At 61.0% G+C, this 12,219-nt stretch carries 14 protein-coding genes; 7 read left to right on the top strand and 7 right to left on the bottom strand.

Features of this window, described 5'->3' with window-relative positions; all coding sequences use genetic code 11:
• Position 1 precedes the first annotated feature (1 nt).
• The 5 genes from U9970_RS12930 to ureE all read right to left on the bottom strand — a co-directional run bounded on the left by U9970_RS12930 (position 2) and on the right by ureE (position 4,334).
• Positions 2 to 1,156, bottom strand: coding sequence for an ABC transporter permease subunit (locus U9970_RS12930; RefSeq protein WP_322766141.1), 1,155 nt, complete (start codon positions 1,154 to 1,156; stop codon positions 2 to 4).
• Positions 1,157 to 1,242: 86 nt separating this feature from the next.
• Positions 1,243 to 2,529 (bottom strand): urea ABC transporter substrate-binding protein, encoded by a 1,287-nt coding sequence (urtA, locus tag U9970_RS12925; RefSeq protein ID WP_322764524.1) that lies wholly within the window; start codon positions 2,527 to 2,529, stop codon positions 1,243 to 1,245.
• Positions 2,530 to 2,602: 73 nt separating this feature from the next.
• Positions 2,603 to 3,202, bottom strand: coding sequence for an urease accessory protein UreG (gene ureG / locus U9970_RS12920; RefSeq protein WP_322764523.1), 600 nt, complete (start codon positions 3,200 to 3,202; stop codon positions 2,603 to 2,605).
• A gap of 9 nt (positions 3,203 to 3,211) precedes the next feature.
• Positions 3,212 to 3,853, bottom strand: a complete 642-nt coding sequence (locus U9970_RS12915) for an urease accessory protein UreF (RefSeq protein ID WP_322764522.1) — start codon at positions 3,851 to 3,853, stop codon at positions 3,212 to 3,214.
• Positions 3,843 to 4,334: an urease accessory protein UreE gene (gene ureE / locus U9970_RS12910; protein WP_322764521.1), complete on the bottom strand. Its 492-nt coding sequence runs from the start codon at positions 4,332 to 4,334 to the stop codon at positions 3,843 to 3,845. Before ureE ends, U9970_RS12915 begins: the two co-directional genes overlap by 11 nt.
• A gap of 36 nt (positions 4,335 to 4,370) precedes the next feature.
• Between ureE and U9970_RS12905 the strand changes: the two genes are divergently transcribed.
• Genes U9970_RS12905 through ureC form a run of 4 tightly spaced genes read left to right on the top strand, consistent with a single transcriptional unit; the run spans position 4,371 to position 7,703 of the window.
• The gene (locus U9970_RS12905; RefSeq protein WP_407653046.1) at positions 4,371 to 5,297 is read left to right on the top strand and encodes an urease accessory protein UreD; all 927 of its coding nucleotides are present in this window, start codon (positions 4,371 to 4,373) and stop codon (positions 5,295 to 5,297) included.
• A gap of 37 nt (positions 5,298 to 5,334) precedes the next feature.
• A complete protein-coding gene (locus U9970_RS12900; protein ID WP_106502635.1) occupies positions 5,335 to 5,637 on the top strand; it encodes an urease subunit gamma in 303 nt (100 codons plus the stop codon).
• Between the two features lie 12 nt (positions 5,638 to 5,649).
• A complete protein-coding gene (locus U9970_RS12895; protein WP_254997803.1) occupies positions 5,650 to 5,967 on the top strand; it encodes an urease subunit beta in 318 nt (105 codons plus the stop codon).
• Between the two features lie 11 nt (positions 5,968 to 5,978).
• Positions 5,979 to 7,703, top strand: coding sequence for an urease subunit alpha (gene ureC, locus U9970_RS12890; RefSeq protein WP_254997805.1), 1,725 nt, complete (start codon positions 5,979 to 5,981; stop codon positions 7,701 to 7,703).
• On the opposite strand, the gene U9970_RS12885 is transcribed toward ureC, so the two are convergent.
• On the bottom strand, positions 7,700 to 8,215 hold the full coding sequence (locus tag U9970_RS12885; protein ID WP_322764520.1) for a PilZ domain-containing protein: 516 nt from the start codon (positions 8,213 to 8,215) through the stop codon (positions 7,700 to 7,702). The two genes, ureC and U9970_RS12885, sit on opposite strands and share 4 nt — an antisense overlap.
• 145 nt (positions 8,216 to 8,360) lie before the next feature.
• Between U9970_RS12885 and U9970_RS12880 the strand changes: the two genes are divergently transcribed.
• Genes U9970_RS12880 through U9970_RS12870 form a run of 3 tightly spaced genes read left to right on the top strand, consistent with a single transcriptional unit; the run spans position 8,361 to position 11,619 of the window.
• Complete coding sequence (locus U9970_RS12880; RefSeq protein ID WP_322764519.1) at positions 8,361 to 9,800, top strand: circularly permuted type 2 ATP-grasp protein; 1,440 nt, start codon at positions 8,361 to 8,363, stop codon at positions 9,798 to 9,800.
• Entirely contained in the window at positions 9,794 to 10,753 is a 960-nt protein-coding gene (locus U9970_RS12875) for an alpha-E domain-containing protein (protein WP_322764518.1), read from the top strand. Before U9970_RS12880 ends, U9970_RS12875 begins: the two co-directional genes overlap by 7 nt.
• On the top strand, positions 10,738 to 11,619 hold the full coding sequence (locus U9970_RS12870; protein WP_322764517.1) for a transglutaminase family protein: 882 nt from the start codon (positions 10,738 to 10,740) through the stop codon (positions 11,617 to 11,619). Before U9970_RS12875 ends, U9970_RS12870 begins: the two co-directional genes overlap by 16 nt.
• 1 nt (position 11,620) lies before the next feature.
• Here the strand turns inward: U9970_RS12870 and U9970_RS12865 are convergent, their stop codons facing one another.
• The gene (locus U9970_RS12865; protein WP_254935613.1) at positions 11,621 to 12,097 is read right to left on the bottom strand and encodes a redox protein; all 477 of its coding nucleotides are present in this window, start codon (positions 12,095 to 12,097) and stop codon (positions 11,621 to 11,623) included.
• Positions 12,098 to 12,219 lie beyond the last annotated feature (122 nt).

Raw genomic sequence — 12,219 nt, 5'->3', positions numbered from 1 at the left:
CTTAAGCCTCCACAGTGCGACCCTTAAGTGGGAATAGCCCACCAGGACGAAATTGCAGAAAGATAACGATCAATGCAAATATCATTACCTGAGCCATGCTAGTTGTAGCAAAGAAATCCACAGTAACTGCTAAAGGACTTGGCATATTGGGCCATAAAGACAGGAGTCGGCCGGCGCCAATTAGATCTGTTAGCAATCCAATTGAAAAGGAGGCTAATATAGTTCCAAATAAATTACCTACCCCGCCCAGAACAACTACCATAAAACAGCCAACTATATAAGAACTACCAACATTTGGCCCAACTGAGCCCAGCAAGGACACAGCCACTCCAGCGACTCCAGCCAAACCAGATCCGATACCAAATGTAAGAACATCAACTGTATCAGTTGGAATTCCAAGACAATCACTCATGGACCTATTTTGAGTCACAGCCCTAATACGCATGCCCCATACACTGCGATTTAAAAACCAAAATACGGCTAACACAGCTAAGATTGTCATGGCAATAATGACCAATCTAGGAACTGGGAAAGTAAGATTCATCCACTCAATCCCGCCGCGCATCCATCTTGGAGCAGTTACATCAACATTGCGTGAATTGGCGCGGGAAATAGTATTAATTTGAGTGGCCAAGCCTCCCGCTAGCAGAATGCCCGCGATTGCAGACACAAACCAACCCGTAGCCTTAAGTAACTTAGCAGACGGGCCCTCTAATAGTTTCTTGGGAAGCAAAAATGGGAAACTAAACCCTACAAGTAATGCAAAGATAAAGCCAGCAGCATAAGCTAATGGCACACTTCGTACGAACTGTTGTAAAATCAAACTTACGCCCCAAGTCGCCAGGAGAGTCTCCAAAGGATTGCCGTAAAGGCGCCGGATCACCGTGCGCTCGAGAAGAATACCCACAACACCACTAACAACAAACGCCAAAGGTATGGCTACTAAAATATATGCCCAGTAAATTGATTGCAGTGCTGGTAGCTTAAAGATTAGCTGTACCACATAAGTGGTGTAAGCACCAAGCATGATTAGTTCGCCATGGGCTAGGTTTATTACACCCATAAGGCCAAATACGATAGCCAAGCCAAGCGCGGCAACCATCAGCACTGAGCCGATAGCCACTCCATTGAATAAACTTTCAAAAAGAAGTTCCACGAGAATAAGAAAGGAAACCAAAAATAAAAGGGTGGCACTTTGCAGCGCCACCCCTTGCTAGCTACTAAAAACAGAGTAACTAGAAATCAGAGCTTGTACTTACCGCCTTTATTAGGATCAGTCCAGTCGCAGGAGTAACCCTTGGAGTCTGGGTGAATCTGGTTCCAGGCCTGAGGAGCAACGGGACCATCACTTTCCTCCAGGATCTTGAACTGGCCGTCTGCAGTTATCTGACCAATACGGACAGTTTGTGACAAGTGATGGTTAGGCATTACCTTTACAGGTCCCTGGGGCCCAGCAAATTCTATGCCTACCAAGGCTTTACGAACCTTGTCGTTGTCAAAGCTATTAGCCTTTTCAACTGCAGCCTTCCAGAGATAAACCATGTTGTACGCCGACTCTTGAGGGTCAGCGACCTTGCGATCAGCTCCATATTTGGCCTGGAAATCTGACGCAAACTTCTTAGAAGCTGGTGTATCAATGGACATCATATAGTTCCAAGCGCCGTAATGGCCCTCTAAGAACTCAGATCCAATAGTGCTGATTTCTTCTTCAGCAATTGAATAGTTCATCACATAATAGCCCTTGGCTGGTGTGATACCAGCATCCTGAATTTGCTTGAAGAAAGCGACGTTTTGGTCGCCGTTCAACGTATTGATAATGACTCCGCCATCGGGAAGAGCTTTCTTTATTTTGGCAATAATAGGGGCAACTTCAGTATTACCCAAAGGCAGGTAGTCTTCGCCTACAACCTTGCCACCAAGCTGAGCAACCTGGGACTTTGTGATCGTGTTTGAAGTCCGGGGGAACACATAGTCAGATCCCACTAAGAAGAAGGGCTTGCCAGCGGCAGGCGACTTCTTGAACATGAACTCTGTTGCAGGCTCAGACTGCTGATTGGGAGTGGCTCCTGTATAGAAGATATTGTTTGAACATTCCTGACCCTCATACTGAATAGGGTAATAAAGGAAAGCATCCTTGGACTCGTAAACAGGCAGCATTGCCTTACGGCTAGCAGAAGTCCAACCACCAAAAACAACAGGAACCTTATCCTGATCGATTAATTTTTTAGATTTCTCAGCAAATGTTGGCCAATCGGAAGCTCCGTCTTCAACGATGTACTCGATCTTGTACTTCTTACCATCAACCGTAACGCCCCCGGCTGCATTGATCTCATCAATGGCCATTTTCTCAGTATCCACTAGTGTGGATTCCGAAATTGCCATGGTGCCAGTTAGGGAATGCAAGATCCCTACCTTCACAGTGTCGTCATACTTGACGGCTTGATCACCAGAGCCGCAGGAGGCTAATGAAAAAGCAACAAGAGAAAAAGCTGTGCCACTGGCAACGCGGCGAATTTGAATCGGGAGCATAGAAAAGATTTTTTAAGCTGATTCAACGTAAAGAGCTGAATGCAGCCTGCCTGTAACCAAAACTACAAAATACTCAGCTTGGTAGCTGTTGCAACAAAAATGCTTCAACAACATCAACTCCTTGGCCATTTCGGATGTTGGTGAAACACCATGGGCGCCCCTGACGCATGCGCTCGGTATCCGCTGCCATCACCTCAAGGCTTGCTCCCACCATCGGGGCCAGATCGATCTTGTTAATCACCAGCAGGTCGGAGCGGGTGATCCCCGGGCCGCCCTTGCGGGGGATCTTGTCGCCAGCGGCGACATCGATCACGTAGATGCAGAGATCCACCAATTCCGGGCTGAAGCTGGCAGCCAGGTTGTCGCCGCCGCTCTCCACCAGCACCAGATCCAGATCAGGGAAGGCCGCCTCCAGCTCTGCCACCGCCGCCCGGTTGATCGAGCAGTCCTCGCGGATGGCGGTGTGGGGGCAGCCGCCGGTTTCGACGCCGCGGATGCGTTCGGGCTCTAGGGCCCCAACTCGCGTGAGGAACTGGGCGTCCTCCTGGGTGTAGATGTCGTTGGTCACAACCGCCAGCTGCAGGCGATCGCGCAGCCGCCGGCACAGGGCTTCCACTAAAGCCGTTTTGCCCGAGCCCACCGGCCCAGCTACGCCCACCCGCAGCTTGCTCATCCGATCCGCTCAGCTGCGAAACAGCCTGGAGTACAGCTCGGCGTGGCGCAACTGGGCCAGACCCGCTCCCACACCACCGCTCCAGAGCTGATCTGGATCGGCAGCCGCCAGTTCCAGGGCCCTCTCGGCAATCAAAGGCGCCAGGCCCAGCTGTAGGCGCTGGGCCTCGGTGGGTCCAAGGGGCACCAGCCGCAAGGCCGCACTGAGCTGGTTTGCCACCCAGCCATACAGGTAGGCCTCCACCAGCTCGGTGGCGGCAACCCCCAGGGCGCGGCCCGCCAGGGCAAAGGCTGCCGGCCAGGCCAGGTTCAAGGCGGGCGGATTGAAGCCCAGATCGGCCAGCAGCCCCAGCAGCGAAGCGCCCATCTGGCGCTGCTGGGCGCGCACCTCGGCCGCCTCCCGCAGGGCCAGCAACCAGCTGTCGCGCTCGCGCAATTCGGCCACCTCAGCCAGCAGCAAGCCCGGCAAACTGGCAGCCTCCAGCACCAAGGTGCCGCGCTGCAACTCAGCCTCAAGCCAGGCCCTGACCCCAGCCCCGTCCAGCAAAAGCCCGCGCTGCACCAGCACCTCCAAGCCCTCCGAATAACTGAAGGCCCCCACCGGCAGCGCTGGGCTAATCAGCTGAAACAAGCGCAACCGGCTAGTGGTCATGGCTGTGGCTGTGGCCGTGGATGGGGCCGTAGGCACCGGACTCGGGCTGAAAGGGAGCCTGCAGCTGATCCACCTGCAGACCGCGATGCTCCAGCAGGTGGGCCAGCACGGAATCGGCGAGCAGGCGCAATTCACCAGCCCTGATCTCCATGGCCACGTGGCGATTGCCAAGGTGATAGGCGGCCTGGAGCAGGGCCAGGGGATCGGCGCTGCGCACCTGCAACAGCTCCTCCGCCGCCGCCCGCACCTGCACCAGCGGTTCGGCAACCGTGGCGGCCAGCCACTCACCGGGTTCCAGGGCTGAGCCCCGGGGCAGCTGCAGCAGCACCTGCCTGCCACAGACAGTGCAACGCAACCCCCGCAGCTGGGTGCGCTCCGCCGCCGAAAGGGCAAGCACCAAGGCAGGAACACCCCCCGGGCTGGCGGCCAGCCCGCGCTCACGCAGCACCAAAGGCCGGTCAGCAGGCTCGGAGCTGGCCATCGCCGGGTGCACCATGGTCTCTAAACAGCATGCCTGGTGAATCATCCCAACACCATTGCGGCAGGCCGCTGGCACGGCGCCGCTGAGCTGGAGTTCACGGCCCGGCAGGGCAGTCCGGGGGAGCCGCCTGCAACTGTGCATCAGGGCTGGGCTACATCCCCTCTGAAATTGCAACGGGCCTACCCCCAGGCTGGTGGCCGCTGCGAATTGCCCCTCCTGCACACCGCCGGCGGCCTGGTGGGAGGCGACCAACTCACGGTGCGGGCCCACCTTGCCCCTGCCAGCCAGGCCCTACTGACCAGCGTGGCGGCCCAGAAGGTGTATGGCACGGTGGGGCGCTCCCGCTTGGTGCCGCAGGGCCAGTGGGCCCGCCAGAGTCTGCACTTCAGCCTTGAAGCAGGCAGCGACCTGGAATGGCTGCCCCAGGAGCTGGTGCTGTTTGCCGGCGGGCTGCTGGAGCAGAACCTCACGGTGGAGCTGGCACCAGGAGCCAGCTGGCTGGGCATGGACGTCGTACGGCTAGGCCGCAGCGCCGCCGGCGAAACCCTGGGCCAGGGCTGCTGGCGCTCACGGCTGCAGGTTTGTCGCCGCGGCCCCGAAGGTCGCCGCTGGGAGCTGGTGGATCCCCTGGAAATCAGCGGCGCCAGCCTCGCAACTGAGCACGGCATGGCGGGCCAACCGGTACTGGGATCGCTGGTGTGGGCAGCGCCGCAGCCCCTGGGGGCCGCTGCCCTAGCCCAGCTGCTGGCCGACTGCCGCAGCGACCGCCAGGGTCTGGAGGGCGACCTGGCCTGCGGAGCCCTAGACCAGGGCCTGATCGCCCGCTACCGCGGCCCTTCCAGTCAGGCGGCCCGGTTTTGGTTCACCAGGGTATGGGCCCGGATCCGGGCCGCACGCGGCCTCAGCGCCCCAGAACTGCCGCGGGTATGGCCCTTCCAGGAACATCCCTTGGGTTCAGGCTGAACGGGTCAAGGCGCCCTAAGGCTGCCAAAGTTGGGCCATGCACCTAACCCCCCAGGAAAAGGACAAGCTGCTGATCGTCACCGCCGCCCTGCTGGCGGAGCGGCGGCTCAACCGCGGCCTCAAGCTGAATCACCCCGAGGCCGTTGCCTGGCTCAGCTTCCAGGTGATCGAGGGCGCCCGGGACGGCAAGACCGTTGCCGCCCTGATGGCCGAGGGCAGCACCTGGCTGAGCCGTGAACAGGTGATGGAGGGGATTCCTGAGCTGGTAAGCGAAGTGCAGATCGAAGCGATGTTTCCCGACGGCACCAAGCTCGTGACCCTGCACGACCCGATCCGCTGATCACCGAAAACCATGCCCCCCCTGATCCCTGGTGAACTACTGCCCGAACCCGGCGAGATCGTGCTGAACGCCGGCCGGCCCGTGACAACGCTGCTGGTGGCCAACAGCGGCGACCGGCCCGTGCAGGTGGGCTCCCACTTCCATTTCCACGAGGCCAACAGCGCGCTCAAATTTGACCGCGACGCCGCCCGCGGCCTGCGGCTCGACATCCCCGCCGGCACGGCTGTCCGCTTTGAGCCCGGCGACAGCCGCGAAGTGCAGCTGGTGCCCTTCGCCGGCGAGCGCCGCGTTTTCGGCTTCAACGGCCTGGTCAACGGACCGCTCGATTAACCCTTTTCCACATGCCATACCGCATCTCCCGCCGCGCCTACGCCGAGACCTACGGCCCCACCACCGGCGATCGGCTGCGGCTAGCCGACACCGAGCTATTTCTGGAGGTGGAAAAGGATTTCACCGTCTACGGCGATGAGGTGAAATTTGGCGGCGGCAAGGTGATCCGCGACGGCATGGGCCAGAGCCAGACTCCCCGCGCTGAAGGCGCCGTAGACACAGTCATAACCAACGCCCTGATCCTGGATTGGTGGGGGATCGTCAAGGCCGACATCGGCCTGCGCGACGGCCGCATCTGCGCCATCGGCAAAGCGGGCAACCCCGACACCCAAGCGGGCGTGACGATCGTGGTGGGCCCGGGCACCGAAGCGATCGCCGGCGAGGGGCACATCCTTACGGCCGGCTCGATCGACACCCACATCCACTTCATCTGCCCGCAGCAGATTGAAACGGCCCTGGCCAGCGGTGTAACCACCCTGCTGGGGGGCGGCACCGGCCCGGCCACCGGCACCAACGCCACCACCTGCACCCCGGGCGCCTTTCACCTAGCCCGCATGTTGCAGGCCGCCGAGGGCCTGCCGGTGAATCTGGGCTTCTACGGCAAGGGCAACGCCTCCACCCCCGAAGCGATCGAGGAGCAGGTGCGCGCCGGCGCCTGCGGCCTCAAGCTGCACGAAGACTGGGGCACCACCCCAGCCGCGATCGACTGCTGCCTGACGGTGGCCGACCGCTTCGACGTGCAGGTGTGCATCCACTCCGACACCCTCAACGAAGCCGGCTTTGTGGAAGACACGATCCGCGCCATCGGCGGCCGCACCATCCACACCTTTCACACCGAAGGGGCCGGCGGCGGTCACGCCCCCGACATCATCAAAATCTGCGGCGAAACCAACGTGCTTCCCAGCAGCACCAATCCCACCCGCCCTTACACCCGCAACACGCTCGAGGAGCACCTCGACATGTTGATGGTGTGCCACCACCTGGATCCACGCATCCCGGAGGATGTGGCCTTCGCCGAATCGCGCATCCGCCGCGAAACTATCGCCGCCGAAGACATCCTCCACGACCTGGGCGCCTTCTCAATCATCGCCAGCGACTCCCAGGCCATGGGCCGGGTGGGGGAGGTGATCACCCGAACCTTCCAGACCGCCCACAAGATGAAGGTGCAGCGCGGCGCCTTGCCCGAAGATGCCGCTTCAAGTGGAGGCCGCAACGACAACACCCGCTTAAAGCGTTACATCGCCAAAACCACGATCAACCCGGCCATCGCCCACGGGCTCGATTCCCAGATCGGTTCGGTGGAGGTAGGCAAGCTTGCCGATCTGGTGCTTTGGAAGCCGGGCTTTTTCGGGGTGAAACCGGAATTGGTGATCAAGGGCGGCTCAATCGTGTGGGCCCAGATGGGCGATGCCAACGCCTCGATTCCCACCCCCGGACCGGTGCACGGCCGGCCGATGTTTGCCGCTTTTGGGGCCGCCCTGGCCCCCAGCTGCCTCACTTTCATGAGCCAGGCAGCCCTCGATGCCGACCTACCCCGCCAGCTGGGCCTGAAACGCCCCTGCGTGCCCGTGACCAACACCCGCGGCGACATCGGCAAGGCCTCAATGAAAAACAACACGGCCCTGCCCAATGTTGAGGTTGACCCCCAGACCTATGAGGTGTTCGCCGATGGGGTGCTGCTCAGCTGCGAACCAGCCGATGTGCTGCCAATGGCCCAGCGCTACTTCTTGCTCTAATCAGCCACCGTTTTGGGGTCACGCGGGCTATTGCGCTGCTCCGGCAGCAGCTGGGGAAGCTGGGCCAGGGGTTCGCTGAAGCCCATCCCCATGGTGGTAAAGGTGCTGGAGCGAACAAACCAACGCAGAAAACCCGCCACCTGATGCAAGTCGGCGGTCCGATGCACATGGAAATCAACCAGCAATGCTTGACCTACCTGTAAATCATGGTTTCCGGTGATAAACAGGCACAAGCCACCGAGACTGATGTCGAGGATGTCGGCATAAAACCACTGGGTGCGAGCTTCACAGCCTGGGCTGGGCAGCTGAATCAGCAAAGGAGGACAGGGAAGCGCCAGGAACCTTTCAAAGCAGCGCTGACCGTCGTCGGGACCCAGAATTTCTGGGTATTCATCCCCAGTAAGGATTGTTTGTGCCTCATTGCCCCCTGGACCTTTACCGAAGGGTTCTGCCCAGGAGACACCAGGCCCTCTGGAGGCATCGCCAGCAGGATTTGGGAGATGGCTGGGCATAACAAAAGCCCCAGAGAGCTGCCGTCCCTTCACCCTAATGCCCAAGAAAGAAAGCAGCCATGGACGGAGCTGGCCTTCCGTATCAACCCACACCGGCGCCAACCCCAGCAGGTGGACATGATCCAGCCATGGCAGGTGGCGCGGCATGTTTACGAAATACAGACCAAATCGGGGCTACGACGAATACTTCAGTGCGCCGGATCAGCCCCGCAGCACCCTGCAGCCCCTGCTCTCCTCCCTGGGCCAGCTGGGCCTCGATGAACTGAACCGCAATCACGCGGCCGCTGGGGTGTTGCTGCGGCGGCTTGGGGCCACCTTTCGCCTCAATGGCACGGGCAGCCAGGGGGGTGAGCGCATCCTGCCCTTCGACCCCCTGCCGCGGCTGATCGGTAGCGCGGACTGGCAACGCCTCGAGGCCGGCCTGTTCCAGCGGCTAGAGGCGATCGACCTGTTTCTGGCCGATGTCTATGGGGCCCAAAAAATCCTGAACGACGGGATGATCCCCCGGGAAGACGTGGAGAGCTCCCAGGGCTGGCGGCCCCAACTGCAGGGCTTCCAGCCGCCCCTGGGCCGCTGGTGCCACATCTCCGGCCTGGATCTAGTGCGCGACGGCCAGGGCACCTGGCGGGTGCTGGAAGACAACCTGCGCTGTCCCTCCGGCGTGGCCTACTTCCTGGAAAACCGCCGGGTGATGAAGCGGATGTTCCCGAGCCTGTTTGCCGGCCGCACCGTGCAACCGATCGACGATTACCCCTCCCACCTGCTGCAAACCCTGCGGGAGCTGGCCCCCTGGACCGACACCCCCAAGGTGGTCCTGCTCACCCCCGGGGTGTTCAACAGCGCCTACTTCGAGCACAGCTACCTGGCCCAGCAGATGGGCATCCAGCTGGTGGAGGGCCGCGACCTGATCTGCCAAGACGACCGGGTGTGGATGCGCAGCACGGCCGGACCCGAACCGGTGGATGTGATCTACCGGCGCATCGACGACGACTTCCTCGACCCGGCCGTATTCCGCAGCGATTCGATGCTGGGGGTGCGGGGCCTGATGGCCGCTTACCGGGCCGGCCGGGTGGCAATCGCCAACGCCCCAGGCACCGGCGTAGCCGACGACAAGCTGATCTACGCCTACCTGCCGGAGATGATCCGCTACTACCTCGGCGAAGATCCGATCATCGAAAACGTGCCCACCTACCTCTGCGCCAGGGAGGACGACCGGGCCTACGTGCTGGCCCACCTCAGTGAGCTGGTGGTGAAAGCGGTGGCCGAGGCCGGTGGCTACGGCATGCTCATCGGCCCCCACGCCAGTAGCGAGGAGATCGCCGAGTTTGCCGTCAAGATCCAAGCCGATCCCCGCAACTACGTAGCCCAGCCCACCCTCGAGCTCTCCACCGTGCCCTCGCTGAGCGAGGGCGAACTGTTCCCCTGCCACGTGGATCTACGGCCCTATGTGCTGCGCGGCAAGGGGGCCTGGGTAAGCCCGGGCGGCCTCACCCGGGTGGCCCTGCGCCGCGGCTCCCTGGTGGTCAACTCTTCCCAAGGTGGCGGCTGCAAGGACACCTGGATCGTGAGTGAACAACCATGCTGAGCCGCGTCGCCGACTCCCTTTATTGGATCAACCGCTATGTGGAGCGGGCCGAAAACATCTCCCGGTTTGTGGAGGTGAGCGAAGCCATGGCCCTCGACTGCCCGCCCGGCAGCGCCGAACCCTGGCTGCCCCTGGTTGATGCCAGTGGCGATCGGGAGCTGTTCGACCGTCTTTATCCGGAAGGACGCCCGGAGCAGGTGGTGGAGTTTCTGGTGCGCGCCGAAGCCAATCCCAACAGCGTGGTGAACTGCATCGCCATCGCCCGCGAAAACGCACGCCAAATCCGCGATGTAATCACCACAGAGATGTGGGAGCAGCTCAACGACATCTATTGGACGCTGTTCGACAACAAGGGCTTTTGGGATCAGCCGCCCCAAGAGCAACTTCGCGACATCCGCCGCTCCTGCCAACTTTTCTATGGCATCACGGACGCCACCTTGAGCCGCGACCTCTCCTGGCAATTCAGTCGCCTGGGGCGGGTGCTGGAGCGGGCTGAAAAGACCACCCGCATCCTCGATGTCAAATACTTTCTGCTGTTGCCCTCCCCGGATGAGGTGGGCGGTGTGCTGGATGAACTGCAGTGGATCTCGCTGCTGCGCAGCGCCGGGGCCTATCAGATGTTCCGCCAGTCCCAGCAGCAGGCGATCGAACCGAAAGCCGTGGCCGCCTTTCTCCTACTGGATCCGATCTTTCCCCGGTCGGTGCGCTATTGCCTAGGGCGCATCGACGAAACCCTGCGCATCGTGCGGGGCCAGGCCGTGCCTGGTGCCCCCGATGAGCTCGAATGCCTCAGCGGGCTCACCCTGGCCCGCTGGAGCTACACCAGCATCGACGAGCTGATCGCCGGGGGATTGCACGAGTCGATCGACTATCTGCAAAGCGATCTCAACCGGCTCCATGATTTGGTCGAGCAGCGCTACTTCATCGCCGACTCCGCATGCGTGCCCGCGTAAACCACACCTTCACCTACAGCTACAGCGCACCCGTGCTGCTTGGCCCCCATCGCTTCTGCCTCAAACCCAGGGGGCAGGGGTTCCAGCGCCTGCTGGATTTCCAGCTGACGATCAGCCCCCAGCCCGGACGCCAATACCCCCTGGTGGCCGCCAGCGGCGATGAAATCATCCGGGCCCGCTTCAATGGGCCCGCGGATACGTTCATCGTGCGGGCCAGCAGCCTGGTGGAAACGGAACCGGCACCACTGCTGCAGGTTTGCCTCGAGGGCAGCGAGCCGATGCTGCCCTACCCGGTGGGCCACCTGAATGGGGACCTGGCCGGCAGCCTGGAGGGCTGGCTGCCCAATGGCCAGCACGATCCAGCCGCGGTGGACATGGCCCAGGAAGCCCTGATGGGCAGCGACCAACGGGCGCTGATGTTTCTGCAACAGCTGGTGGAGATCATTCAAGACCGGGTCAAGTACACCCAGCGACACGTGGGTCCGGCCTGGCCCGCCGGCCGCACCCTCAAGGAAAGGGTGGGGTCCTGCCGAGACCTGGCCATGCTGATGGTGGAGGCCTGCCGCTGCGTGGGTTTACCGGCCCGCTTCGTGAGCGGCTACCACCTACTCGAACCAAAGCCGGAGAGCTACGACCTGCACGCCTGGGCCGAGGTGTATCTACCCGGTGCTGGCTGGCGGGGCTTTGATCCGAGCGGCATAGGCGTGATCGACGATCGCTACATCACCCTGGCCACCTCATCCAAGCCGGAGCTGACCGCCGCCATCACCGGCAGCTTTTCAGGGCCGAATGGCGTTGAAAGCTTGATGGAATGGAGCATTGAGGCAGACATCCAAGAGCCGGCCACAACTATGCAGTCCGTTTAGGCTACCAACTAACCCCGTGCAACTTAGGCAGGGGAGCGGTCTTAAAGGTTGTAGCAAATAAGCGGGGAATAAGGCGGCTGTTGTAAACCCGAAACTCCCGCACCACGCTGGCGCCCTCTTCGCGCACAGCCTGATTAAGCACCACCGAACCATCGTGATCAGAAACGGAGCGGTGAAAAGTTCCCGGAGGAATGCGCAGGATGTCGCCACCTGTTTCTAGGCGAACAATGTGATATGGATAATTCCAGCCCAAATTAACCAAGTAAAAAGTTCGGCCGCCGTGCAGGGCCAACAAATTATCTTCCTGGTGGGGGTGCAGATAAAACTGCCAGGCACCAGTCTTCTCCTCATCCGGAGGGCTTACCGCCGGGCCGGCATGGATCACCAGATCGCGGGCATTGGAGCTGGCAACGGTGATATCAAAGAAACGAACGGCGGGGGTATCGCGGAACTTCTCGTAGGGAATCAGCTCAAACATCGGCGCTAGCCGGGGAAGGGCAGCCATTCGGGCAAGAGCAGCGGGTGCTGCCAGATCACGCCCCAATGAAACTCACCACCGGGGGGCCAGCCGTCGCAACCACTACCCATTGGCGTAGCTGA

Origin of the sequence: Cyanobium usitatum str. Tous (assembly GCF_963920485.1) — a bacterium.
Classification (GTDB): domain Bacteria; phylum Cyanobacteriota; class Cyanobacteriia; order PCC-6307; family Cyanobiaceae; genus Cyanobium_A; species Cyanobium_A usitatum_A.
Note: the sequence above shows the minus strand (reverse complement) of the source record. Positions and strands in the feature narration are given on the sequence as shown.